Here is a 25,275-nt window from a genome sequence, read left to right as displayed (position 1 = left end):
CCTGCCGTACCTGACAGGAACAGCACTTCTCTGAACCAGTTCAATACCGCAGCTCTTTCTATTTATTTTTTATATGATTTTATTCAGGCTTTGTCAATAGAACCGAACAGTTCCATTTTTTCTTTTACAGTTGCCTTGATTGCTTCAAATCCCGGAGCAAGAAGTTTACGAGGGTCAAATCCTTTGCCCTGCTGATCTTTGCCTTCTTCGATGTATTTACGTGTAGCTTCTGCGAAAGAAATCTGGCACTCTGTATTTACGTTGATCTTGGATACGCCAAGGTCAATAGCTTTTTTGATCATATCAGCCGGGATTCCTGTGCCGCCGTGAAGAACCAGAGGCATGTCTCCTGTAAGCTGCTGAATTGCATCCAGAGTCTCAAAGCTTAATCCAGCCCAGTTTTCCGGATATTTTCCGTGAATGTTTCCGATACCTGCTGCCAGGAAATCGATTCCCAGATCTGCAACCATCTTACATTCTTTCGGGTCTGCGCACTCGCCCATACCTACAACGCCGTCTTCCTCGCCGCCGATAGAGCCAACTTCTGCCTCAAGAGACATTCCGTGCTCAGCAACGATTTTAACAAGCTCTTTTGTTTTTTCAACGTTCTCTTCGATCGGATAATGAGAACCGTCAAACATAATGGAAGTAAATCCTGCCTCTACACATTTCAGACATCCTTCATAGCTGCCGTGATCCAGGTGAAGAGCAACCGGAACAGTAATGTTCAGTTCTTCGATCATTCCTTTTACCATACCAACAACAGTTTTATAGCCTGCCATATATTTTCCGGCACCTTCGGAAACACCAAGAATAACCGGAGAGTTATTTTCCTGAGCTGTTAAAAGGATTGCCTTTGTCCACTCAAGGTTGTTGATGTTGAACTGTCCTACTGCATAATGGCCTTCTTTAGCTTTTTTCAGCATTTCTGACGCGTTTACTAACATGATAATTCCTCCTAATCTTTTGCGGGAGCAGACATTCGTCTCTCCCGAAATATAATCTTAGTTTACCAGATTCATTTCATTTCGTCTACTGTTTTGTTCAAATATTCACGCCCCGGCGTTACTGCCCGCTCCGTTCCCGGCGCCTGAAAACAGTTATGACCCGGTTCCTCTGTGATATTCTCCAGTAAGCTTTTCCAGAAGAGCATCTGTTTTTTCTTTTTCCACTGTGATCCCCGGTTTTGCCGCAAAAATCCTGAGAACTTCTGCCACCTCGCTCATAAGCTCATCGTCTGCTCCCAGTTCCCTGGCCTGAGCTTTATACTCTTCCTCTGTCCGCACACTGTGCAGCGCCAGAAGGCAGGTTTTCAGAGCCTGTCTTTCGCCGCCCGATTCCCATTCCTTTCTGAAATACTCCAAGGCCTTTTCCATCTGGAAAAGGTAGCTGAAAGCACAGCCCAGATTGTGGCATACTTTTGCAGTAAGCCCCTGTCCATATTCTTCCAGATCATTTTCCTCAAGAAGCTTCTGATAAACCTGAATGGCATGAACGTACATACCGTTTTCCATCAGAGCGTCGCCTTTTTGTTTTTCTCTGACCTGGCGGGATTCTCTGTCAAGCTTCTGTATCCTGGCATTCAGAACCTTCAGCTCCTCATAGGTCAGATAATTGATCTCCTTAAAAACAGGATAAAGAACATCCTCCAGACTGGAAAATTTTCCAAGATTCGCTCTCAGCCTGGCGGCAAGCCCCGGAAGATTCAGTTCATCCTGAAGCCAGAGACACAGTCTTTCATTCATCACAGTATCATCAATCAGATAAAGATTGTGAAAAAGATAGTAACACAGTTCTTCCAGAGTGTAGATATTTGTGCTGATATTCTCAATAAAATACGGAGAATCCGCAGTTTTTGTCTGACATAAAATGTATCCGCTCAATGACTCTCCTCCTTTACCACTGTACGATTTCTTCCCATTTTTTTCCGCTGGAAGGGAACATTTCTCCAAAACCAAGATCCTTTACTGTGATCCTGCACTCTTTTCTGGATATATACTGAAGTTTTAATAAAAGTCTGGTCGTTTTATTGGGGCGCTTGGGAAGCCCCGTCAAAAGCATTCCCATTCTCTTTTTTTCTGTTTCTCCCATGGTTCCCACCACAAAAACAAGTTCTTCTGTATTGTCCAGGATCAGCTGGCAGCAGGCTCTGCTTTCATACCAGTTATTTCCTGCCTCCAGAAGAGGATAATAGGCAGGCGCCCCCATAACCCTCATCTCCATCCCCACGTCTTTGAGCACAAGGGAGCTTCCCAGATACCGATAGCCTTTCAGTCTTTTATTAATCAGCTTTTCCGCGCCTGCGCCGCAGGCTCCTGCCGCAAAAAGATTGTTTCCAAAAAACACCTTTCGTTTCTGATAGCAAAGCAGCTTAACAGATTTCACAGCCCACTCCTGGTCAAATCCCTCGCCATTGATCTGAATACTGGAATAAAGATCCGTGCCAAGAGTTTCCTTTACAAATTTATAAAAATCCTCATCTCTTTCCTGCGCAGGCTGTCTCAGCTTTGCTTCTACAGGATTTTCCAGCCTTACAAATACAGGTCTGGTTCCCGAGCTCATAACAAGCTTCCGAAAAACAACCTTATCCTTGCTGAAGCTGTACCACCCCACGCTTCTGTTCCAGGTTTCCACCTTCTGGGTAAGCACATAATAATAAAAGCTCTCTTCATAATCCAGAAGACTGAACTGGTCCTCAGAAAGTCCCAGAAATTCTGCTGCCTTCTGAAGATTCTCCACCTGGATCGAATCCATGGTCTCCATGGTAACGGTCAGAGATTTTATATTTTTTTCCACTTCCATGACTCCCGGAAATTTCAGCATTCCTCTGAGAAAAAGCCCCAGAATCTCCCAGGGTTCTCTATCCTCGCCGGCCACATGAACTTTTTCCCGGCTCATGGACACTGCATAAAGATCCTCCAGCAGAAATCCGCCTTTTTCTCTGGCAAAATATTCCGCTTCCAAGCCAATACAGTATTCTTCCTGATCTGTGTCCGTCCTCCTGCACAGACAGGTGGGAGTTTCATAGAGACTGCTTCCCACCTTTACAGGCAGGGAACGCGCTTCCTCCGCCTTCCGGTCATAGTAACAGATCTGTGAATATTTTTTTCCAAAATCAATACCAATGATCAAATCCCGTGTTTCATTCATTTTTCCTGTTCCTTTTCTATGGCAAACATTTCTTTCACATACTGTTCCTGACGCAGATAACGCTTCAGTCCTTTTTCAACCTCATGTTTTTTTCCAAGCCTTCTTGCAGACAGAAGCTGATTCAGAAGCTGATATTTGCTGCCCGGAATTCCTTCTATCTTTTTCATGGTAACGGTTCGCTCTACAGTTTCCCTTACCTCTCCGTTTCTTTCAATATGGAAGTAATAATGCAGGGTTTCCCCGTAAAACAGTGTAAATGTTTTTGTAAAAATACCCTCATACATTTCTTTTAACGGTTCGCTTTTATACTCCCGTTCCCCTCCAAGTCCGGCATCCAGAGCGTAGCGAAGAGTTACCTTCGCCTCCGGATGAGCATGACATTCTACAAAAGTCTTGTCATCTAACTGCCACAGGCCGAGAAGCTCCGCAGGCAGCCTCCTGAAAAATCCAAATACCAGCTGATCTCTGGCACATTCTTCCAGAATTTCCTCTGCTATTTTGCGGTGTCTGGTTTTCATGTGCTTTTCTTTTGAAATGTCCATCAAAAGCGCAAGTCTGCATATCCTGTTCACCGGCCAGTGGTTTTCCCATGCATATTCCAGACGCTGTCTGATAAACCGCGTCATAGGGTATTCCTTTACAAAAATCCCATAAGCCACCTGAGTAAGATAAGCCCCTGTGATCCGCTCTTTGCCTGACTGTTTCACATAAGATTCCAGAACGCTTTCTCCCTCTTTGCGGTAATCAGATGTAAACATCAAAAGAGAAAGGATTCTTTCTTCCAGATCATAGGTGTCCATCTCAAAGCCTTTTGCGCTTTTCCATATGGAAAGAAGCTCGTCAACCGGCCCGAAGCGGTAAAGCATCAGATAATGAAGGATCACCTCATCATATTTCCCCTGTCGGTACACTTCGGACGCCAGAGAAAGCAGCTCATCATCCTCTGCCATATCTGCTTTCAATATCATCCGGCTTGTAAGCTTGAGAAGACTGCCAAGCTCCAGACCTTCATAACCAAATTCCTCCACAAGCCCCATAGCCTGCCGGAACATTCTTCTGGAAATCAGTATTTCCAGAAGCTTTGCACAGTCTACTTCTGCATATTCCCAGTAATCCATTTCATGCAGATACCTGTCCAGATCTTCCCCCTGAATATGTTCTGAATAATAGTCAAGGAGCTGTTTTCTTATGCTTTTTCTGTACTCATCTGTACATGCAGGGGACTCTGACAGTTTCTGAAAATATTCCAGATTCTCTGCACACATTTTTTCCTTTTCACAATAATGAAGAAGAACTCCCGGATCCCATGCTCCCAGCTTCAGGAATTTCGCAGCAGCCTGACTGTCGTCTGTAAGCTTTTTCAGATTATAATGTACGGTTGACATATACCGTCTCTGATTTTCATCTTCAAACAGAATCACAGCATCATCTGTATAAATCCTCGGATATGCCACGCCCTGTATGCATGGATAAACCTCTTCCTCTTTCATCTGACTATGGCAGACGATCACTCTGCGGATTTTTTTGTCATCACAGTAAAGACGGTAGGTAAAAAGCTTTCCGGCAGCCAGCTCCGCCTCTTCTCCGGTCTGTGGATCCAGCAGAAATTCCTGATAGACAACCGCATAGTTTTCGTCCATATGCCCTTCTGCAATTTTTGCCCGGGCAAATTTTTCCATAGTATCCCGGTAGCTTTCATAAACCTGGGGCTCCTTCTCTTTGCAGGTGATCACACTTGCATAGACAAAGGCCTTCCGGCTGTCGCCAAGGGTATTGTCATTGTAGTTAAAATACATCAGAAGAGGCTTGGGCAACTCTCTCTGATAGGAGATATCCATAGTCTCCACATAATATTCATACAGTCTTGTAAGCCGCAGCCCCTGCTGGACCGCCAGAGAAAACCAGCGGAAATATTCCGGCTTACGGGGATTGCCCTTCATTACATATTTACACACTGCTTCCAGAATATCCTCGGAAGGAAATTTTTCATAGCCTGCCACAAGAGCCTGATACAGACTTCCGGAAAAATTCTTTTCATATCCGGACAGATAAGCCATACGCATAACCAGCTCTTCTGTAAGCAGTCCTCTTTTTCCCGCAAAACAGAATACCTGGATCCAGAAGGGACTGAGCCTGTGAAAAAGTGTGATATCCTCGCTGATCCACTTCCACGCCTCCATATACAGAAGAGGACTTGTACAGCCTCTTTCAAACTGTTCTTCCATCATAAAGATTCCCTCTGAAGGAAGATTTTTATAGCCGCCGTCCATCTGAAGGAGAAGCCATAACAGCTGAAAACTGTCTGCTTTCTGCATATGGAGATTCTGGATCCGCCACACTGCCTGAGCCTTGTCTCTATAAAGCCCCGTAAGAGTACAGAGATACAGATAAACTCCGGCAAGCTCCAGCTCTTCCCCTGAAAATTCCTTGTTCTGGTATTTTTTAAGGATTTCCACAGCCTCCTCATTCCGGCCTTCCAGATGACAGATATATGCCTCATACATCTGGTATTCCGGATAATCACAGCCGGAAGCACGAAGCTGGTTCAAAATAAAGCGTGTACTTCCGATCCAGGTCTTAACGTCCATTCTGCCTTCCCGGTATTCCAGATAGTCTTTTACCATGGACGCTCTGTGTTTTTTTTCTTCAGCCCTTACATCTGCCCTGACCCTTGGTCCTCTGGATGCCATGATTTCATAAACAAGCTTCTGATAGGGGCTTCTCACAATAATCCGCCCCGTCTGATTTCCGTCTTTCAGCCTGTCCGCATGGATCACGTATTCAATACGGCAGGTGCTTCCGATAAATTCCTCCTGGGTGATCACCCGGCGCTCCACTTCCAGAAAATCGCCATGAGTTTCTATGTCCAGACGCAGATGCCCCCAGCCGCTTTTTTGTATATCAAAGGATTCCTGCACTGATTCCCTTATCTCATAAAATTCATTTCTGACTGTTTTCAGGGAAACAGATACCGGTTCCTTTTCCTTTAAGCCCACAAAAAATTCTTCCAGATTCTGATAGGTGACAGGCTGATGCGAAAGCCCTGCATAAAGAGCTTTTTGTCTGTTGTCTGCCTTTTCCATCATCTCCGGAAAACATTTATCATTAAAAAGGCGATATGCCTCCCGGAAATCTTTTTTTGCGATTTCCCGGAAGGCTTCCATATTTTTTATTTCTTTCTGTGTATTTCTGAAACTGTCCTTTTCCGCATGGATTTCAAAAGGAATTTTGTATTCTCCTGCACTGGAGGTAATACACAGCCATCCGCTGCACTGATCTCCGGGCTTCATTCCTGTTCCGTCCACTCCATAAGCTATGCAGACTGTTGTACCGGAAAACCTGCGGCTTCCGGGAACAAATCTGCGGCTGGACGACGTCACATAGCCCTGGATCTTTTCGTTTTCCTCTGTTCCAAGATAGAGTTCTCCCCTGACAGTCTTGCCTGCCTCCAGGGAAATCTCCAGCCGTTCCTGAGAAAAAAGAAGAGACGGCTGCCCGTATCTGAATTTTCCACTCAGTAATTGTTCAATCTTTCTCTTCAATATGGTTCACCTTTTTTTCCTTTTATCTATGATGCGTTTTTATATCTCGCGTAAAATGAATACTCGCTTTACTTTTTCAACTCGATTTCTATTATACACTACTATGGGAACAGGCGCAAGAAAGTATCAAACTCTCCTGCGCCTGTCATTTTTTGCACTATTGCTGTTCAATGGACAAGGTCAGGTATGCCAGCCGCTTCGCCAGCGCTTTTCGCAGGCAGTTCAGCTTTAATCCATCAGAATGCACTTCTGTAAACACAAAAAATTCAAAAAAATGTATCACAAAAAACATTCACATATTGTTTTTTGTGATACAGATATTGACCGGATTTATATTCCACTGTCGGAGCCATAATCGGCTGCTCCCATATTCTGTTTTTGTTCATGCTCATACAATTTTTTAATCTTCTCTGCTGTCTGCTGCAGTTTCTGAGCACATTGTCCAAATATCCTCAGTGCCATATCTCCTGTTGTAAGCCGTGTGATGCCGCCCTCTGTTTCTGAAGCTTCATCAAGAATCTGCCAGATTTTTTCCTGAAGCTGCAAATTGGCTGCCGTATCTCTAAGTTTAGTCAAAAAGATATTCGCCACATGTGTGTACCCCTCATACATGCCTATCCCTTCCATCGGCATTCTGTCAGGCTCGTAGCAGGTGTTGTCGCGGTAAATCAGTTTATCATTTCTGTACAGAAGGACTTTTGAGGAAAATCTGCTGTACCGAAAACATTCATTATGTGCTTTTCGGCCACAGGAAATAATTTCCAGCAGGAACAGGCAGGAGGTTTCGTCTTCCAGATGAATCGTCATTCTGCTGTCAAAGGATGACTGTGCGAATGGAATAACCGGCTGGGGATAATAATACAGTGTGGCATTTTTATCCACCTGTACTTCAATAGTCCGGGATGCTGCTCCTTCGTCCATTTTATGAATTTTTTCAAAGGACTGTGACAGTACTTCCAGGTCTGCCCCTTCTTTTACATGGTAAAAAAAATTCTGAGAATCACCTGCCATGATTCCGGCGGAGGCACAGAGAGGCATGATCTGGATGCCGCCGTTCTCTCTCTCAAAAGGCATCATGATTTTATATGGAGCTGTAAAAGACAGCTCCTCCAGAATAGTCTTTCCATCTTTTAAAGCTGCACAGGCACTGATACGGGATATTTTTCCGAATTTATTATCCATATGCATATTCTTTTACATTCCTTCTAAAAGTACATTTTTTCTGATCCACTCTACTACTTTATCCACATTTTCGCCTTCACGGATGTTAGTAAACAGAAATGGTCTGTCACCGCGCATTTTTTCAGAATCCCTCCTCATTATTTCAAGGTTTGCGCCCACATAGGGCGCAAGATCGATTTTATTGATCACAAGGAGGTCAGAACGTGTGATTCCAGGACCGCCTTTACGCGGGATTTTATCTCCTTCTGCCACATCGATAACGAAGATCGTCGCATCTACAAGTTCCGGACTGAACGTTGCAGACAGATTATCCCCGCCGCTTTCAATGAAAAGAAGTTCAATATCCGGGAAGCGTTCTGTCAGTTCGTCTACCGCTTCCAGGTTCATAGAAGCGTCTTCACGGATGGCTGTATGCGGGCATCCTCCGGTTTCCACACCAATGATCCTTTCTACCGGAAGAACACTGTTCTTTGCAAGAAACTGGGCATCTTCTTTTGTATAAATATCGTTTGTAATAACTCCAATGCTGTAGTCCTCTGCCATCTTTCTTGACAAAGCCTCAATAAGCGCTGTTTTTCCCGAACCTACCGGTCCGGCAACTCCGACTTTTACATATGACATACTAATCTCCTCTTTTCTGATTTACTTGTTGACAGCATTTTTTAATCTGTTGCTCCCAGAGCTTTCTGACATGACTAAACTATGACATATACAGTCTGGAATACAGCTTTTCATGCTGGATTCCTCTGAGATCAAATCCAGGTGCGGAAAGGCATAAATCATCTTCCCTTCTGTTCATGACATCTGTTAAAATATCATCAAATTCCACGTAGCATCCGCTCAAAAGCTGCTGTCCGGATGTCTGACTAAGGGGAATCGTTTTTACGCAGTTAGTAACAATTGCAGATGTCTGGGCATAGAGATAATGAGTCATTGCCTCGTTCAATGCAATCTCCATCTCTGCACAGAAGACTCCGTAGATGCAGCTGTGGTTCACTGCTTTTCCTTTTCTCGCATCCAGATATTTCCTGAAAATCCCATTTTTATTGATATTCAATCCAAGCTTTTCAATAGTTTTGGCAAAACGTGAACCCATTTTTCTGGCTGCTTCCCTCTGTTCCATTGGGATTCTTGATGCTTCCAGAATTTCTTCCAGATGCAGAAGTTTCTGAAGATCTTTTCCCTCTGCGGCTTCATATGCAAGTCTGGCTGACAGAAGTTCTGTATATGCAAGATTCCACTTGATTTTGTGGAGGATATATTCTCTGGCTGTATCTATATCGCGGACAATTCCACGCTGAATATAAGTCTCTAATCCCTGTGAATGGGAATATCCTCCAATAGGAAACAATGCATCATTTACCTGCAAAAGGTAAAACTGTTTTTCTGACATATAAATTCTCCATCCGCTTTCCTTAATGATGATGATTGTGAATACTTGCAGAAATCCTCTGATCAAAATCCAGCTTCAATATTTCTTTTTTTGCCTTAACACCATGAATTTTCTGAAGCATAGCAAGCATTGGTTCGTTATAGACAGTAATAAATGTGGCATTTTCTCCCCAGAAAAGCGGCGCATGTCTGTTTCCAATCTCATAGCAGACTTTTGCGGCCATTTTCTCGTGTCCTGGTTCAAAAGATACCCGTATAACTTCACATGGCGGAGTATTTATCACTACGAGTTTTGTCTCATCTGCATAAATCACATCATCCTGATACAGACCTCGGGCGAGAACAGAATCGTCCATACGAATTCCCACTTCTGTTCCTTTATCTGTTGTTTTCTTATGTATTTTTTTGAAAGCTTCATGCCATTCAATATCTACAAATTCTAATGTTTTTCCTGTAGTATCAAAGTCATGGAGCTTTCCTGAAACCTGTTCACACAGCATTATCTTCAACCTCCAATATCCGATAAATCTTTCTTATCGGTTTATTTTTACCAGATCTGCAGAAGCATCATAACTCCAGGAATCCATGCTGTTACAATGCCTTCAAACACCTGAAGATATGGAACAAATTTTCCAAGCTTCTTTCCACAGATGTCCTCCACAAAGGCAGTTCCCCAGAGAATCGCCCAAAGATACCAGATTGCTGCCCATCGCAGATCCGGTGCGATACCCAGCGCACTGCTTCCTGTAACCCCCTCGATAGTCCCAAAGATCACCGCATTGACTGCTACAAAAGTAGAAAACCATGCAAAAGGAATCGGACTTGCTTTCAGAAATTTCCCCAGAGCCACAAAAAGGTAGGTAAAGCAGAACAGTAATCCCGTTCCCGCTGCATAATAATTACCCTGTACCAAATTAACAAAGTTGATAAGCAGGGACAGGCCGCCTGTAAAAATATTCATGATGGCTGTGGATTTTCCATCTACATTGTATAAAGAACACATACCATTATTGATTAATACAATGCCTACAAATAAAAGACAAACTCCTAACATAATAACGCTCTCCTCTCCTGCCCATCTTAAAACAAACTGTAAAGCTGTGTCAGCGGAAGTTTTTCTGCCGGTCTGGAAGTGATTTCTTCCCCGTCAACCGTAACCTTATATGTCTCTGGATCCACTGTCAGCTCCGGTGTTCTGTCATTAAGCACCATATCTTTTTTACTGATATTTCTGCACCCTTTTACAGGCACTACTGTTTTCTCAAGTCCATATTTCTCTTTTACATTTTCATCCACAGCTGCCTGAGATACAAATGTAAGGCAGGTTTCGTTTTTGGCTTTTCCGTGTGCAGCAAACATTGGCTGATAAAAAACTGGCTGCGTGGTCGGAATAGATGCATTTGCATCGCCCATTTTGGATGCAATGATCATACCGCCCTTGATAATGATATCAGGTTTTACGCCAAAAAATGCAGGATTCCAGAGAACAAGATCTGCAAGTTTACCTTCTTCCACAGATCCTACATATTGTGAAATGCCATGTGTGACAGCCGGATTGATGGTATATTTGGAGATATAACGTTTTACACGGAAGTTGTCATTGCCGTGTCCTGAATCTTCCGGCAATGCCCCCCGCTCATCCTTCATCTTGCTTGCCGTCTGCCAGGTACGTGTGATAACCTCGCCTACACGTCCCATAGCCTGGGAGTCAGAACTCATCATACTGAATATCCCCATATCGTGAAGAACGTCCTCTGCCGCAATTGTCTCCGGGCGGATTCGGGAATCTGCAAATGCAACGTCTTCCGGGATTCTTTTATCCAGATGATGGCAGACCATCAGCATATCCAGATGCTCGTCCAGGGTATTTACTGTATATGGCATCGTCGGGTTTGTAGAAGACGGCAGTACATTTGGAGCTGCCGCCGCACGAATAATATCTGGTGCATGTCCTCCGCCGGCCCCTTCTGTATGATATGTATGGATGGTTCTGCCGCCGATAGCTGCAAGTGTGTCTTCTACACATCCGCCTTCATTCAATGTATCTGTATGAATGGCAACCTGTACATCGTATTCATCTGCTACATTCAGGCAATGATCAATAACTGCAGGTGTTGCCCCCCAGTCCTCATGGATCTTCAGACCCATGGCGCCGGCTTTTACCTGCTCAATAAGGGGCGCCTCGTCTGAACAGTTTCCCTTTCCAAGGAAACCAAGGTTCATTGGATATTCTTCAGCAGCCTTTAACATCATTCTTAAATTCCATGGCCCAGGCGTACAGGTAGTCGCATTTGTGCCATCTGCAGGGCCTGTTCCGCCTCCGATCATTGTAGTGACACCGCTGTACAGCGCACAGTCTATCTGCTGTGGGCTGATAAAATGTATATGAGTATCGATTCCACCTGCAGTTAAGATCATCCCTTCGCCTGCAAGCGCTTCTGTAGAGGCTCCGACCGTCATCCCTGGTGTGACGCCGTCCATAGTATCCGGATTTCCTGCTTTTCCTATTCCTGCGATCCTGCCGTCCTTGATACCTATATCCGCTTTGACAATCCCTGTAGAATCTACGATTAATGCATTGGTAATTACCAGATCCAGATCCCCATCTTTACTGCAGGTTTTTACAGACTGTCCCATGCCGTCACGAATGGTCTTGCCTCCTCCAAATTTCACTTCGTCTCCATAAGTTGTATAATCTTTCTCAACCTCTATCACAAGGTTTGTATCTGCCAGACGTACCTTATCTCCCGTAGTCGGACCATACATTGCCGCATATTTGCTTCCAGAAATTTTTGTGCTCATCGTTGTCCCTCCCTATAGAAATCCTTTTCGTTTTGCATTTTCCATGGATGCTGCCTTCGTGTCGTCTGCTGCCCGCGCACAGGTAAGATCATTCAGGCCAAATACTCTCTGTCTGCCGCCCATCTCCGTAAGCTGAACCTCCTTTTCTTCACCTGGCTCAAATCTTACAGAGGTTCCTGACGGAATGTCCAGATGATATCCATAAGATTTTTCCCTGTCAAAGGAAAGGCATTTATTTACCTCAAAAAAATGAAAATGAGAACCTACCTGAACTGGTCTGTCGCCTTTGTTTGCCACTGTTACTGCCACTGTTTTTTTGCCTTTATTAAGTATAATGTCACGATCCACAGGCATAATTTCACCAATTTTCATACCTTATCTCCTCCTTACTGAATTGGATTATGTACTGTCACAAGCTTGGTTCCATCTGGAAATGTCGCTTCTACCTGGATTTCATCAATCATATCAACGACTCCGTCCATTACGTCATCTTTTGTAAGAATCTTCGTGCCAAGCTGCATCAGCTCTACTACGGTTTTTCCATCTCTTGCAAGTTCTAAGAGTTCAGAACTAATATACGCCAGCGCCTCTACATAATTTAGTTTAAGACCTCTTTCCTTTCTCTCTTTGGCAAGGTTTCCTGCCATATGAAGCATTAGTTTTTCCTGTTCTTTTTGATTCAGCCTCATAATATTCCTCCTCTCGAATTGTACAGATTATTATATTTTTCGCTGTTTTCTGCATATTTATGCCCCAAAATTCAAAATACACAAAAGAAAAAAGAGCAGACAATGGGATTTTCCAGACCCCATTGTCTGCTCTTCACACGAAAAATTTTATATAGAGGATTATAACTTGAGTCTATATAATGGTCAAGATATTTTATGTTCTTCTTTATATTTTTCTCTATATTCGCTATTGAACCCCGACAATCAATACTCAATTTTGTTAAAAATTATTTGTCTTATTTTACCAGCCACTCACATCCCCTTTTGACGGGTTGATTGATCGATGTTATGACTGCATGGTTCAATTTCAGTTTCATGGTACAGTTATCAGTTCAGATATTGTTCCGTGAATAATGGATAAATTATGTCAGAACCTGTTTCACGGCCTTTTTCCAGCCATGGTATTTTTCATTTCGCACTTCCGGCTCCATTTCCGGAGAAAATTTTGTCCGGGTCATCTGGGAGAATACTTTTTCCCGGTCAAAAATTCCTGCTGCAATCCCTGCCGCATAGGCGGCTCCGATTCCGGAAAGCTCTTCCGCTGAGGGCACCTGAACAGTCACATCTGCAATATCACTCTGAAACTGCATCAGATATTTGTTTCTTGTAGGTCCGCCGTCCACCCGCAGCTCCTGAATCTTAATCCCGGATTCTTCGCTCATGGCATTTACCACATCTGTAATCTGATAGGCAATGGATTCCAGACCTGCTCTCACGATCTCAGCTCTTCCGGTCGTCCTTGTGATTCCTGTCAGGATTCCGGATGCTTCACTGTCCCAGTAGGGCGCCCCAAGGCCGCTGAACGCAGGCACCAGATAGGAACGATCACCTGGATTGGCTTTATTGGCCAGTATCTCTGTCTCTGAAGGTGAAGAGATCAGTTTCAGCTCATCCTTCAGCCAGGTAATGACAGCTCCTGTATAATTGATGTTTCCCTCCAGAACATAATTTACCTGGCCGTTCATTTTCCACGCCAGAGAAGTTACCACCCGGTCGCTGTATACAGGCTTCTGCCCAATGTTCATCATAATAGAAGATCCTGTGCCGTAAGTAGTTTTGATCATTCCCTTATCTGTACATCCCTGTCCGAACAAAGCGCCGTGAGAATCCCCCAGAACTCCCCGTATGGGAATGGGATTTTCAAAATATCCCTCAAAATCCGTATATCCGTATTCTCCGTCTGAATCCGTCACTTCCGCAAGACAGGATACCGGAATACCGAATAAGCTGCATACCTCCTGATCCCAGGAAAGACTTCCGATATGAAACAGCTGAGTTCTGGAAGCATTGGAATAATCTGTACGGAATTCTTTTCCTCCGGTCAGCTTATAAACAAGCCAGCTGTCAATGGTTCCGCAGCAGAGTTCTCCTTTCTCAGCCTTTTCCGCAGCTCCTTCCACATTTTCAAGTACCCACGCGATCTTTGCGGCCGAAAAGTAAGGTGAAAGCTGCAGGCCGGTATGGGAGCGTATCATTTCTCCATGTCCCTGTTCTGCAATTCTTTCACAGATCTTTGCGCCTCTGGCACACTGCCACACAACTGCATTATATACAGGCTTTCCGGTATTCCTGTCCCACACAAGGGCAGTTTCCCGCTGATTGCTGATACCAAGAACTTTTATATCATTTTTGTCAATTCCTGATTTTTCCACAAGTTTTTTTACTACCTGAACTGTATTTGCATAAATTTCCTCCGGGTCATGCTCCACCCAGCCCCGCTGATCAATATACTGCCTGTGAGGGAGATCACTTCGGCAGATAAGAGCACCGTTTTCATCAAACAGCAGTCCTTTTGTTCCCTGTGTACTCTGGTCAATTCCCAATACATATCTGTTCATACTATTTCACCAGCTCCGCTGCCTTTTCTGCAATTCCTTCTGCATTCAGGCCATAATAATCAAATACTTCCTTTGAAGTTCCCGTGATCACCGGAGCATCCGGAAGGGAAAGATTCACCACCTTTTTCGGGCACCGGCTTCCTACTATCTGACTTACCATGGATCCCAGCCCACCATAGGGAGCGTGTTCTTCTACTGTCAGCACTGCTTTTGCGTTTTCTGCAGCCTTTACAACCGCTTCAGCATCCAGGGGTTTTACGCAGTACATGTCAATTACAGAAGCGCTGATTCCCTGAGCATTTAAAAGTTCTGCCGCATCCTTTGACGGCTTTACCATTTCTCCGCATGCAATGATTGCAATATCAGTTCCTTCGCATACAACCGTTGCCTTATCCATTTCAAAAGGAACATGTTCTTCTTCATAAACAGGCTCTACTGCATTTCTCCCCACACGCACATAAGCCGGTTTTTCGTCCTTCAGAAGAGCCTTTACCAGCTCCCTTGTCTGAAGATGGTCGCTGGGAATATATACCCGCATATTCGGAATCGCAGCCATAGCCGCAATATCCTGAGCAGAATGATGGCTCATTCCCAGCGCTCCGTAGCTGACGCCTCCGCTGATACCGATCAGCTTCACATTTGTGTTGGAATAAGCAACGTCCACCTTTGCCTGCTCATAGCTTCTTGTGGAAAGAAAGCAGGCCGGAGAAACTGCATATGCTTTTTTGCCGCACTTTGCCAGTCCTGCAGCAATGCTTACCAGATTCTGCTCTGCAATTCCTGTTTCCACAAACTGTTCCGGATAAGTATCTGCAAAAGGAGTAAAGGAACCGCTGCCTCTGGAATCACTGCACAGAGCAACAATATCCCTGTCTGTTTTTGCCGCATCCATCAAAACCTCACAAATCATCTGTTTATTGGCGATCTTACTCATTTCAGCGCAGCCTCCTTTCTCTCCTCCAGATCCTTCATGATCTGCTCATACTCTTCATCACCTGGCACATGATGATGCCAGGATGCCTTGTTCTCCATTACAGAGGAGCCGCAGCCCTTTACTGTATTGGCGATCAGTACCGTCGGTTTTCCTTTTACTGTTTTCGCTTCCTCAAAGGCCGCATCCAGTTCTTCAATGCTGTTTCCGTTTTTCACGTCAATTACATGCCAGCCAAAGCTTCTGAACCTTTCATGAAGATCATCATGATGCATCACATCTTCAGTATTTCCTGAAATCTGCAGGCGGTTCCTGTCAACTACTGCACAGAGATTATCCAGCTTATAATGAGCTGCAGACATTGCGCCTTCCCACACAGAGCCCTCTGCCAGCTCTCCGTCGCCCATTACTGTATAAACACGGTAATTCTGATGATTCATTTTTCCGGCAAGAGCCATTCCCACACATACCGGAAGCCCATGTCCCAGAGATCCCGAATTCATTTCTATTCCCGGAAGCTTATTATTGGGATGCCCGATAAATTTAGAGCCAAATTTGCTGAAGGTATCAATAACCTCCTCTATTGGGAAAAAGCCTTTCTCTGCAAGCACAGCGTAAAGAGCCTCCACAGAATGTCCTTTGCTCATTACAAAACGGTCGCGGTCAGGATCATCCATATTTTCAGGGCTGATATTCATCTGTTTAAAATAAAGTGTTACAAGCGTGTCAATCACACTCATATCTCCGCCAATATGTCCGGCTTTTCCGGAACGGATCATGTTGATCACATCCTTGCGAAGATCATAAGACAAAGCAGTCAGATTTTCCATCATTTTCATCCTCTCTTTCCGTTTCTTCATTCGCCACGAAGATATGCTTTTACATCCTCTTCAACAGGGTCATAGAGATCCGGTTTGATTCCAATATATTTACATGCCTCATACAGCACCGGAACAACGTCTTTGTGGATGCCCACACAGTGGTGAATGTATGGACCCTCTACGATCTTCGCTTCCAGACGTTTGATGTTATCCACCTCAACCCACAGATAGGTTCCCATTCCTTTTGGACCGTCCACACCTTTTGCATTTCCGAGAAGCAGAGAATATTCTCCATTATCACCGTCAAACCGCGCCAGAGTAATGTCTCCGTGCTTTGCCTCTGCAGTGATTGCACCCGGATGGTCAAAAGCCAGCGGATATGTAATCTTCGGAGTTTCTCCGGCAACTGAGATCGGCCACGGTCCGCAGTGCTGAAGCAGCTCACCGTTTTTAATATCCGGATGACGGATGGTCCAGTCTGCAAAGAAGCTTCTTGTTTCTCCCATTCCTGCAGCCTCTACCATAAGAGCAGTGATCGCTCCATGGATATCCGTCTCACATACAACCGGAATTCCTTCTTCATTCAGCAGGGCATTTGCGGCACAGGGCATGATTCCAAGCTCACTCTGCAGCTGGTTCCAGCACTGGATTGCCCCTGCCTGACATCCGTATTTTGTGATCAGATTTTTCATGGCAACCTTCAGAGCAGCTACATTTTCCAGTTCTTCATCCTTGATCTCAACAATCATATTGCTGCGGCAGTAGTCAATTACTTTTGCAACCTCTGTTCCCTCTTTTTTTACTTTTTTCACTTCATCTGTAAGCTCGGGCATGGGAATCGGAGAAAGCTGGATATTGAATTTTTCCAGAAGTTCTCCCTCATTGCACATGGTTGTCCAGAAATCAAAAGGTCTTGTGGAAATCTGAAGAATCCTCATATTTTTGAATTTCTTTACCACATTGCATACAGCCATAAAATCCCGGATCCCGCGTTCAAATACCGGATCATTCAGGCGGCAGTTTGTCATGTAGGTAAACGGAATACGGAAGCGTCTCAGAACCTTTCCAGTAGCAAAAAGTCCGCACTGTGTATCACGAAGCCGCACTCCGTTTTCATCCGGACGCTCGTCAAGAGGCCCCCACAGAAGAACCGGAACATTCAGCTCCTTTGCCAGACGGGCACATTCATATTCTGTACCAAAATTACAGTGGGGAAGAAACAGTCCGTCAATTTTTTCAGCCTTAAACTTTTCAGCAATTTTTTTCATATCTTCATCATTATAGAGAAGACCTTCCTCATTAATATCTGTGATATCTACAAAATCAACGCCCAGTTCTCTCAGACGGTCAGCAGTAAGTCCCCGATATTTAACCGCATCCGGCGCGCTGAAAATACTTCTTCTTGTAGGCGCGTATCCTAATTTAATATGATCCATTGTGATTCCTCCTTCAATATATCCTCATTTACGTTCTTTGAACTTTCTATAAACATTATTATAAATATTTTATATTATTTTTCAATAAAATATTATGATTATGTTTATAAAACAGGATTTTGCACAATTTATCACCGTATTTTTTGTTGATATCGCCTATATTTTTCTGTTTAAATCATATTTTTCGGCAATTGTTATATAAACATTTATATAAACATACATAAACAAAACAAGCTACTGTTTTGTTCATCAGGAATACAGACTTTCCCAAAAACAAAAAGTCCCGGGCATCTGAATCTTTTGTCCAGACGTCCGGGAAGCCATTTATATCTGTTTTATATCTGTTTTATATCTGTTTTATATTTTTTTCACTGTATTACGATACACGATTTTCGGACATACCTGAGTTTTTATTACTGCATCTGTCCCTATCCCCTCTATCATCTCGGAAATGCGGCGTACAGCCATTTTCCCCATCTCTCTGTTTGGAACCCGAAGGGTTGTCAGAGCAGGTGTGGAAATCTCACTGAACGGCAGGTCATCAAATCCCGCCACAGACACATCGTCCGGTATCCGGTATCCCATTTCCCTGAGAGCCTTCATGGCACCCAGAGCAATCATATCATTATCCGCAAAAAACGCTGTAGGAAGCTTCGGGGAAGTTTTCAGATACGCCAGCATATCCTGATAAGCGCTGTTCAGAGAAGTTCCGAGAGTTACTGTGTATTCCTCTTTATAAGGGATCTTCCTCTTTTTTAACGCAGTCTGAAAGCCCACAAACCTGGAACGGAAACCTTTTATGCGGAAAGAGCCCCTGAGATATCCCACCTCTTTATGACCATTATCCAGAAGATGCTCTGTCATCATCCTTGCAGCATCTGCGTTATTGATAAGAACCGCATTGAACTCCATGGACTCTGTCCAGTAGTCCAGAATCACCAGCGGACAGGGCGCATTTCTGTACGGTTCCAGATCGCCGTCCATCATTTCTGTAGCAAGAACCACAATCGCCGCGCCCTGCTCACTTAACATTTCTCTTACCTGATTCAGATATTCCGGATTTCTCTGATCTGCCCTGGAAACTACCATTTCATATCCAAGTCTTCTGCACTCTTCCTCAAATCCCTCGATCAGGCTCTGAAAGAACGGAGTATCCTCAATGATCCGACCGTTTTTCTTAAAGATCACCAGACGGATCTTTGTCACAGCATTGGCGCTTAAATATCCCGTCTCACGGGCTATTCTGAATATTTCCTCTGCCGTATCCTTATTGACTCCTTTTTTGTGGTTCAGAGCATTTGAAATAGTTGCCGGAGAAAAACCGGTCATTTTGCTCAGATCACGAATACTCACCTTCATACAGACACCTTCCTCTTGTAATTTTTACAGACTGCTGTTAAGCACCTCTTCTCTCAGAGGAATCGACGCAGTCGCACCCGGTCTGGAAACAGCGATCGCGGACGCCTTTGCCGCAAGCCGGAGTCCCTCCTGAACCGGTATTCCATTGATAATGGATGAAATAAAATATCCTGTAAACGTATCTCCTGCCGCAGTAGTATCTACAGCCTTTACCTTATAGATTCCCTGACGGTAAATACCTGTTTCATCCTGATAAACAGATCCGTCTCCTCCCAGAGTCAGCACGATTGCAGCTTTCGGATAAAGCTCCCTGATCTTTGCCAGAATCTTCTCCGGTTCTTTTTCCCCTGTAATCTGAAATCCCTCGATCTCATTTACAAGAAACAGACTTATTTTTTTTAAATCACATGTCTCCAGCGCCTTATCATACGGAGACGGATTCAGGATGATCATCATCCCCTTTTCATAAGCCTGGTCAATAATATAATCCAGTTCGTTGATCTCATTCTGCAGAAGAAGTATATCTCCTTTTTCAAAGGCAGAAAGAACCTCATCCACAAACTCTCTGGTAATACTTCTGTTGGATCCGCCAAAAAGAAGAATACAGTTCTGACCGTTTTTGTCCACCTGGATCACAGTATGGCCGCCGGGTCCCTGAATTTTTCTGATAAAGTCTGTATTTACTCCGTTTTCTCTGCAGGTTTCCAGAAGAATATCCCCTTCTTCTCCGATCATTCCCGCATGAAACACAGGAATACCGGCTTTTGCCAGCGCAATGGACTGGTTCAGTCCCTTACCGCCGCAAAATGTCTTCCTGTCTTTTGATGCCTGAGTCTCTCCTGGAATCAGAATTGACTCTACCTGATACACATAATCAAGATTTAAAGACCCAAAATTCAGAACCTTCATAAATATGCCCTCCTTTTTATGCAGGAAATGCAACCCCCGCTCTCAGAATAATATTAGGATATGGAGTAAATTCCCCTGTCCGGACGGCAAACTTCACCCGGGCTGATCTTTCCTTCAGCTCTGTATGCAGGATCATTTCCTCCTCCGCTTCCGGAAGCTTTTCTCTGATATAAGACAGAAGTTCCGGATTCTTCTCAACGATCTCCTTTGCTATAGTATAACTTTCGATTTCCGCCTCGTCAAGAACCGCATCCATTACCTGACGAAAAGTTGGCACGCCGCCGCACAAAGCCAGATCTACGATCTCCACCCCTTTCGGGATCGGCATACCTCCGTCGCCGATCATAAAGGTGTCCTTATGTCCAAGTCCTGCGATCAGCCCTGCAAGCTGCGCATTGATAATGCCTCTTTTTTTCATCTGAACCGTCCTCCCATACATTTTTTCAGTCAAAAGATCCCGGTATGCACTCACACCGGGACCAAATATGTTTTATTTGTTTTCGTTGCGTGCCTGAAGCGCCATTTTTGCCTGAAGATTTCTCTGGAACTGGTCAATGATAACCGCTACAATAATTACCAGACCACGAATGATCTTCTGCCAGAATTCAGTTACACCACACATGGTCATACCATCGTTGATCACACCAATAACAAACGCGCCTACAATGGTTCCGCCAATGCTTCCTACGCCTCCTGCCATGGAAGTACCTCCAAGAACAGACGCCGCAATGGCATTCATCTCCCAGGACTCACCTGTTTTCGGAGTTGCGGAAACAAGCTGGGAAGTTGCGATAATACCTACAATAGCTGAGCACAGTCCGGAAAAAGCATAAACCCAGATTTTCACACGGTCAACCTTGATTCCGGAAAGCTTGGAAGCCTTTTCATTTCCTCCGATTGCCTGCACATGCCATCCGAAAGGTGTTTTCTTCAGGATCAGTCCTGCGATCACAGCTACAATAGCAAGAATGATAACACCTACAGGAATCATGGTTCCCATAAAGTTTCTTCCAAAAAATTCAAATCCTGTATTGCCAAGTCCTTCATGACCGGCAAGCTCTGAAAAGGTTGCCCCGTTGGAACGGATATTTGCCAGACCTCTGCAGATATACATAGAACCAAGTGTGGCAATAAACGGCGCTACATTAAATTTTGTAATTACCACACCGTTTAAAGCACCCACCAGCGCACCCATAAGAATAGTGATCAGAACTACAAGAGGTACGCTGAAATACACAGTCACGCCTGCAAATTTCAGAGTAAGACCTTCCTGGATCAGCCCGCCGGCGATCATTCCTGCCAGACCGGCCACAGAACCTACGGACAGGTCAATTCCGCCAGTGATGATTACATAGGTCATACCAATAGCAAGGATTCCGTAAAGGGCCACATGCTTTGCCACTGTCAGAAGAGAACCTACTGTCAGAAAATTATTTGCTGTAATGCTGAAAAAAATCAGCAACACGATCAGAACGATGAAAGTCCTTCCCTTTAAAAGGGTCATCATTAACGCATTATTTGATGTTTTTTTATCTGCTGCCATATCCTAATTCTCCTTTTCATGATTCTGTACATGATGTCCCTTATAGGACGCCAGTACCAGGGTATCTTCTTTGATCTCGTCTCCGCTGAACTCACCTGTTTTCAGTCCGTTTGAAAGAACCAGAACACGGTCCGCAATGGAAACGATCTCCTGAAGCTCCGAGGAAACAACAATAATGGAAAGTCCCCTCTTCGCATACTGATTGATGATATCAAACACCTCTGTTTTGGCTCCGATATCAATTCCACGGCTTGGTTCATCCATGAGAAGAATCTTTGGTTCTGTCAGGATGCCTTTTCCGATAACAACCTTCTGCTGATTTCCTCCTGAAAGAGAAAGAATCGGAAGATGTTTGTCAGCCACTTTAATATGGATATCCTTGATCTGTTCATCCACTTTCTGCCCTTCTTTGGATGAATCAAGGAATACCCCTGCTTTTTTGTACGTCTTCATTGCAGACAGAGAACAGTTTTTTTCAATGTCCATTGTCTGCACAAGTCCCTGAGCCTGACGGTCTTCAGGTATAAGGGCAAAGCCTTTGTCTATCTGTCCTGAAATGGATTTGATGTTCAGCTTTTCTCCTTCCAGGTATACCTCTCCTGTATGTTCCGGATGAAGTCCCATCAGACATTCAAAAATCTCGCTTCTTCCGGCTCCCATCAGTCCGTAAATTCCAAGGATCTCACCTTTTTTCAGGTCAAAACTCACATGATCCACCAGATAGCCGCCTCCGGCCTTTGGCAGGCACAGATTTTTCACCTCAAGAACATTTTCCACTTTTGACCAGTCCACTTTTGTTTCACGTTTCGGATATGCCTTTGCTCCTCCTGTCATCTCATGGACGATCCACGGAACATCAATATCCTTTACATCTGCATCTGAAACATATTTTCCGTCACGGAGAATAGTCACATGGTCGCCAATCTGCATGATCTCTTCCAGACGGTGAGATATGTAAACAATAGAAATCCCCTGAGCCGTCAGTTCCCTCATGATCTTAAAAAGAACCTGTACCTCCTGCTGGCTGAGAGAGGATGTGGGCTCGTCCATGATCAGGACCTTCAGATCATCAGCCACAAGATTTCTTGCTATTTCAATCATCTGCTGCTGGCCTACTCTCAGTTCTCCTACAAGGGTCTCCGGATCAATTTCATGCTCCAGTCTTTTCAGAATATTTTTTGTCTTTTCTATATGAGTTTTGTTATCAAGCCTGATCTTTCCTACTGTCTGCTCCCTTGCCATAAAAATATTCTGATACACATTCAGATTGGGAAACAGACTTAATTCCTGATGAATAATACCGATCCCATGTTTTCTGGCATCTGTAGTATCTTTAAACGCAACCTCCTGATCACCAATATAAAGCGTTCCTTCACTGGGGTGCTCGATACCTGCTATCATTTTCATCAGTGTGGATTTTCCGGCGCCATTTTCACCGATCAGAACATTCACCTTGCCTTTGAGAAGGTCAAAGGATACGTCATCCAGCGCTTTTGTACCGGGATAAATTTTACTGATATGATCCGCATGCAAAAACACATGCTCCGGACATTTATAAGCCATATCTGACCCTCCTATTTTGCTTCCAGTTCTATGGGTGTAATCAGTACCTTTGTATTGTCATTTGCAGTAAAGCATCCTGTAAATGAAATGGTTTTGCCTTTCAGAGATGCCGGATCCGCTTTTTTCACTATTTCTTCGTCAATCATTTCATTGATACTCTGGGAAACTGCCGCCCAGTCCTGCTGATTTGTATAATCGCCGAATTTAATCACATCCAGAGAATCACGGACAGATGACCCCTTATATACAGAACCGATCTGAATGGAGATTTCCTCCGGACCATCGTAGCCATCAAGCTTTACTGTCATATATCCAGCTTTTTTCTCCTGATTTACTTCCTCAACCGTACCTGTTCCTTTTACAACATAATTGATCTCGCCGCTGGTTCCCATAGAATATTTTCCATATTTATCAACAAGAGATTTCAGATCTCCGTTCGCTTCTGTCAGAAACTCTGAAAGCTCCACTGCTTTCTCCTGAAGTTCCGGCAGCGCTTCTGATTCCCAGATTGCCGCCACATTATCTACTGCATTAAATTCCTGTTCCCCTGTAAGCTCTGCTTCCTGACCGATTTTTACCACCTTTACACATCCGGTCATACAAGTTGTCATCATTACCGCCACAAGCCCTGCCGCTAACATACGTTTTCTCATAACTGCTCTCCTTTGACTGTTTCTTTACCGAAAATGGGGGGCTGCAAAATCACATACCCGCTGGTTTTGCAACGCCCCCGTCATACTGAATTTACGTTTAGAACAGCGGCTTATTCAGCAGCTCCCTCTGTTGTTTCTTCTGCACCGGCATCTTCTGTCTCGGCTTCTGCTGTATCCTCTGCTGCCTCGGCTCCGCCTTCTGTATAAACAAATGTTTTCAGATTATCTACGTTGTCTGCTGTGATCGCAATACAGTCAACAAGCTGTTTTTCATCAAGACCTGTTGTTCCGTCTTTCAGGTAAGCGTCTGCCTGCTCTACTGCCATTTCAGCCATCAGAGCAAACTGCTGAAGCGCTGTACCGGTAGCTTTTCCGTCTTTAATAAGAGCTGCCGCCTCGTCAGATCCGTCAACACCGATGATTGGAATGTTTTTGCCTGCAGCTTCACATGCTGCAACTGCGCCTTCCAGCATAGTATCGTTTCCGCAGATAATTCCATCAAGATCAGGATTTGCCTGGAGAATTGCTTCTGTCTTGTCAAAGGCTTCTGTCTTTTCCCAGTTTGCAGTCTGCTGTGCAACCATTTCCAGATCAGGATACTGATCGATCACTTCATGGAATGCAGAGGAACGAACACCTGCGTTTGTATCAGATTCTTTTCCAAGAAGCTCTGCATATTTTCCTTCTTCTCCCATTGCTTCCACCCACACTTCCGCAATGGCTTTTGCTCCCTGGTAGTTATTTGCTACAATCTGGGAAATCGCTACGCCGTCTTCGTTGATCTCACGGTCAATAAGGAAGGTGGGGATTCCCGCGTCTTTTGCCTTTTTAACAGCTTCAATGGTAGCGTCCGCACCTGCATTATCGCAGATGATCGCTGCTGCTTTGTCAGCAATAGCGCTGTCAAAAAGCTCTGTCTGTTTTGTAGGATCATCGTCATGGGATGCTGCTTTCACTTCATATCCAAGCTCTTCCGCTGTTTTTGTAGCCACGTCAGCCTCTGTTTTAAATGCCGGATTGGATACAGATGGTGTGATCACATAAATAATATTGGAGCCGCCGCCCGGAAGCGGTTCTTCATTTTCGTCCGCCATTACTGTAACTCCGCCCATCGCCGTAACTGTCATCGCTGCTCCCAGTAATACACTCAGTAATCTTTTTCTCATTTTTTTACCCTCCTGATAACATTATGATTTCCATGCTGTTCCTCCAACAGCATTATGGGAATTTACTTCCCCTGTCGATGTTTATATTTTAAACGATTAGATAAATATTTCAATAGTATTTTTATGTTTTGTTTATTTTGTTTTGTGTTTTCGTGAATTTCGCAGAATTTAACCCCCTATTTTTATGCATATTTACTATATATTTTGGCATTTTATGCTATCCTTCCTATAAATCCCGTATCATTTGTGTAAACATTTAT

General features: G+C 44.2%; 23 protein-coding genes. All 23 read right to left on the bottom strand.

What is annotated here, in order from left to right; genetic code table 11:
• Positions 1-83: 83 nt before the first annotated feature.
• Entirely contained in the window at positions 84-947 is an 864-nt protein-coding gene (gene fba, locus QVP40_RS12500) for a class II fructose-1,6-bisphosphate aldolase (RefSeq protein WP_022068725.1), read from the bottom strand.
• Between the two features lie 153 nt (positions 948-1,100).
• Positions 1,101-1,883, bottom strand: coding sequence for a tetratricopeptide repeat protein (locus QVP40_RS12495; protein WP_022068724.1), 783 nt, complete (start codon positions 1,881-1,883; stop codon positions 1,101-1,103).
• Positions 1,884-1,896: 13 nt separating this feature from the next.
• Positions 1,897-3,150: a DUF5716 family protein gene (locus QVP40_RS12490; protein ID WP_022068723.1), complete on the bottom strand. Its 1,254-nt coding sequence runs from the start codon at positions 3,148-3,150 to the stop codon at positions 1,897-1,899.
• On the bottom strand, positions 3,147-6,692 hold the full coding sequence (locus QVP40_RS12485; RefSeq protein WP_022068722.1) for a DUF5717 family protein: 3,546 nt from the start codon (positions 6,690-6,692) through the stop codon (positions 3,147-3,149). Before QVP40_RS12485 ends, QVP40_RS12490 begins: the two co-directional genes overlap by 4 nt.
• A gap of 330 nt (positions 6,693-7,022) precedes the next feature.
• Entirely contained in the window at positions 7,023-7,874 is an 852-nt protein-coding gene (locus QVP40_RS12480) for an urease accessory protein UreD (protein WP_243873669.1), read from the bottom strand.
• Positions 7,875-7,886: 12 nt separating this feature from the next.
• Positions 7,887-8,495 carry an urease accessory protein UreG gene (gene ureG / locus QVP40_RS12475; RefSeq protein ID WP_022068720.1) on the bottom strand — a complete coding sequence of 203 codons (609 nt, stop codon included), beginning with the start codon at positions 8,493-8,495 and terminating at the stop codon, positions 7,887-7,889.
• Between the two features lie 79 nt (positions 8,496-8,574).
• A complete protein-coding gene (locus QVP40_RS12470; protein WP_022068719.1) occupies positions 8,575-9,267 on the bottom strand; it encodes an urease accessory protein UreF in 693 nt (230 codons plus the stop codon).
• Positions 9,268-9,289: 22 nt separating this feature from the next.
• The gene (locus tag QVP40_RS12465) at positions 9,290-9,766 is read right to left on the bottom strand and encodes an urease accessory protein UreE (RefSeq protein WP_022068718.1); all 477 of its coding nucleotides are present in this window, start codon (positions 9,764-9,766) and stop codon (positions 9,290-9,292) included.
• A 47-nt stretch (positions 9,767-9,813) separates the two neighbouring features.
• Complete coding sequence (locus tag QVP40_RS12460) at positions 9,814-10,320, bottom strand: AmiS/UreI family transporter (protein WP_022068717.1); 507 nt, start codon at positions 10,318-10,320, stop codon at positions 9,814-9,816.
• Between the two features lie 26 nt (positions 10,321-10,346).
• Complete coding sequence (gene ureB / locus QVP40_RS12455; protein ID WP_022068716.1) at positions 10,347-12,068, bottom strand: urease subunit beta; 1,722 nt, start codon at positions 12,066-12,068, stop codon at positions 10,347-10,349.
• 12 nt (positions 12,069-12,080) lie between these two features.
• On the bottom strand, positions 12,081-12,440 hold the full coding sequence (gene ureB / locus QVP40_RS12450; RefSeq protein ID WP_022068715.1) for an urease subunit beta: 360 nt from the start codon (positions 12,438-12,440) through the stop codon (positions 12,081-12,083).
• A gap of 14 nt (positions 12,441-12,454) precedes the next feature.
• A complete protein-coding gene (gene ureA / locus QVP40_RS12445) occupies positions 12,455-12,757 on the bottom strand; it encodes an urease subunit gamma (protein WP_022068714.1) in 303 nt (100 codons plus the stop codon).
• 401 nt (positions 12,758-13,158) lie between these two features.
• A complete protein-coding gene (glpK, locus tag QVP40_RS12440; protein ID WP_022068713.1) occupies positions 13,159-14,634 on the bottom strand; it encodes a glycerol kinase GlpK in 1,476 nt (491 codons plus the stop codon).
• A 1-nt stretch (position 14,635) separates the two neighbouring features.
• Positions 14,636-15,568 carry a transketolase family protein gene (locus tag QVP40_RS12435; protein ID WP_022068712.1) on the bottom strand — a complete coding sequence of 311 codons (933 nt, stop codon included), beginning with the start codon at positions 15,566-15,568 and terminating at the stop codon, positions 14,636-14,638.
• Positions 15,565-16,395, bottom strand: coding sequence for a transketolase (locus QVP40_RS12430; protein ID WP_138271168.1), 831 nt, complete (start codon positions 16,393-16,395; stop codon positions 15,565-15,567). Before QVP40_RS12430 ends, QVP40_RS12435 begins: the two co-directional genes overlap by 4 nt.
• 26 nt (positions 16,396-16,421) lie before the next feature.
• Positions 16,422-17,822 (bottom strand): L-fucose/L-arabinose isomerase family protein, encoded by a 1,401-nt coding sequence (locus QVP40_RS12425; RefSeq protein WP_022068710.1) that lies wholly within the window; start codon positions 17,820-17,822, stop codon positions 16,422-16,424.
• Positions 17,823-18,179: 357 nt separating this feature from the next.
• Positions 18,180-19,181, bottom strand: a complete 1,002-nt coding sequence (locus QVP40_RS12420; RefSeq protein WP_022068709.1) for a substrate-binding domain-containing protein — start codon at positions 19,179-19,181, stop codon at positions 18,180-18,182.
• A gap of 24 nt (positions 19,182-19,205) precedes the next feature.
• Positions 19,206-20,090, bottom strand: a complete 885-nt coding sequence (locus QVP40_RS12415) for a ribokinase (RefSeq protein WP_022068708.1) — start codon at positions 20,088-20,090, stop codon at positions 19,206-19,208.
• Positions 20,091-20,106: 16 nt separating this feature from the next.
• Complete coding sequence (gene rbsD / locus QVP40_RS12410) at positions 20,107-20,508, bottom strand: D-ribose pyranase (RefSeq protein WP_022068707.1); 402 nt, start codon at positions 20,506-20,508, stop codon at positions 20,107-20,109.
• A 72-nt stretch (positions 20,509-20,580) separates the two neighbouring features.
• Complete coding sequence (locus QVP40_RS12405) at positions 20,581-21,633, bottom strand: ABC transporter permease (RefSeq protein WP_022068706.1); 1,053 nt, start codon at positions 21,631-21,633, stop codon at positions 20,581-20,583.
• A 3-nt stretch (positions 21,634-21,636) separates the two neighbouring features.
• On the bottom strand, positions 21,637-23,196 hold the full coding sequence (locus QVP40_RS12400; protein WP_022068705.1) for a sugar ABC transporter ATP-binding protein: 1,560 nt from the start codon (positions 23,194-23,196) through the stop codon (positions 21,637-21,639).
• 11 nt (positions 23,197-23,207) lie between these two features.
• A complete protein-coding gene (locus tag QVP40_RS12395) occupies positions 23,208-23,849 on the bottom strand; it encodes a DUF2291 domain-containing protein (protein ID WP_022068704.1) in 642 nt (213 codons plus the stop codon).
• A gap of 110 nt (positions 23,850-23,959) precedes the next feature.
• Entirely contained in the window at positions 23,960-25,015 is a 1,056-nt protein-coding gene (locus QVP40_RS12390; protein WP_022068703.1) for a D-ribose ABC transporter substrate-binding protein, read from the bottom strand.
• Positions 25,016-25,275: the final 260 nt, after the last annotated feature.

This window comes from Blautia sp. CAG:257 (assembly GCF_000433815.1).
In the GTDB taxonomy this organism is placed as follows: Bacteria; Bacillota; Clostridia; order Lachnospirales; family Lachnospiraceae; genus Blautia_A; species Blautia_A caecimuris.
The sequence above is the reverse complement of the archived record's forward strand: the minus strand, read 5'-3'. Positions and strand labels throughout refer to the sequence as shown.

What these genes read in the sequence shown, in the direction of transcription:
- fba (WP_022068725.1), bottom strand. Translation starts at nt 947, where the DNA reads ATGTTAGTAAACGCGTCAGAAATGCTGAAAAAAGCTAAAGAAGGCCAT.
- QVP40_RS12490 (WP_022068723.1), bottom strand. Translation starts at nt 3,150, where the DNA reads ATGAATGAAACACGGGATTTGATCATTGGTATTGATTTTGGAAAAAAA.
- QVP40_RS12480 (WP_243873669.1), bottom strand. Translation starts at nt 7,874, where the DNA reads ATGGATAATAAATTCGGAAAAATATCCCGTATCAGTGCCTGTGCAGCT.
- ureG (WP_022068720.1), bottom strand. Translation starts at nt 8,495, where the DNA reads ATGTCATATGTAAAAGTCGGAGTTGCCGGACCGGTAGGTTCGGGAAAA.
- QVP40_RS12470 (WP_022068719.1), bottom strand. Translation starts at nt 9,267, where the DNA reads ATGTCAGAAAAACAGTTTTACCTTTTGCAGGTAAATGATGCATTGTTT.
- QVP40_RS12465 (WP_022068718.1), bottom strand. Translation starts at nt 9,766, where the DNA reads ATGCTGTGTGAACAGGTTTCAGGAAAGCTCCATGACTTTGATACTACA.
- QVP40_RS12460 (WP_022068717.1), bottom strand. Translation starts at nt 10,320, where the DNA reads ATGTTAGGAGTTTGTCTTTTATTTGTAGGCATTGTATTAATCAATAAT.
- ureB (WP_022068716.1), bottom strand. Translation starts at nt 12,068, where the DNA reads ATGAGCACAAAAATTTCTGGAAGCAAATATGCGGCAATGTATGGTCCG.
- ureB (WP_022068715.1), bottom strand. Translation starts at nt 12,440, where the DNA reads ATGAAAATTGGTGAAATTATGCCTGTGGATCGTGACATTATACTTAAT.
- ureA (WP_022068714.1), bottom strand. Translation starts at nt 12,757, where the DNA reads ATGAGGCTGAATCAAAAAGAACAGGAAAAACTAATGCTTCATATGGCA.
- glpK (WP_022068713.1), bottom strand. Translation starts at nt 14,634, where the DNA reads ATGAACAGATATGTATTGGGAATTGACCAGAGTACACAGGGAACAAAA.
- QVP40_RS12435 (WP_022068712.1), bottom strand. Translation starts at nt 15,568, where the DNA reads ATGAGTAAGATCGCCAATAAACAGATGATTTGTGAGGTTTTGATGGAT.
- QVP40_RS12430 (WP_138271168.1), bottom strand. Translation starts at nt 16,395, where the DNA reads ATGGAAAATCTGACTGCTTTGTCTTATGATCTTCGCAAGGATGTGATC.
- QVP40_RS12425 (WP_022068710.1), bottom strand. Translation starts at nt 17,822, where the DNA reads ATGGATCATATTAAATTAGGATACGCGCCTACAAGAAGAAGTATTTTC.
- QVP40_RS12420 (WP_022068709.1), bottom strand. Translation starts at nt 19,181, where the DNA reads ATGAAGGTGAGTATTCGTGATCTGAGCAAAATGACCGGTTTTTCTCCG.
- QVP40_RS12415 (WP_022068708.1), bottom strand. Translation starts at nt 20,090, where the DNA reads ATGAAGGTTCTGAATTTTGGGTCTTTAAATCTTGATTATGTGTATCAG.
- rbsD (WP_022068707.1), bottom strand. Translation starts at nt 20,508, where the DNA reads ATGAAAAAAAGAGGCATTATCAATGCGCAGCTTGCAGGGCTGATCGCA.
- QVP40_RS12405 (WP_022068706.1), bottom strand. Translation starts at nt 21,633, where the DNA reads ATGGCAGCAGATAAAAAAACATCAAATAATGCGTTAATGATGACCCTT.
- QVP40_RS12400 (WP_022068705.1), bottom strand. Translation starts at nt 23,196, where the DNA reads ATGGCTTATAAATGTCCGGAGCATGTGTTTTTGCATGCGGATCATATC.
- QVP40_RS12395 (WP_022068704.1), bottom strand. Translation starts at nt 23,849, where the DNA reads ATGAGAAAACGTATGTTAGCGGCAGGGCTTGTGGCGGTAATGATGACA.
- QVP40_RS12390 (WP_022068703.1), bottom strand. Translation starts at nt 25,015, where the DNA reads ATGAGAAAAAGATTACTGAGTGTATTACTGGGAGCAGCGATGACAGTT.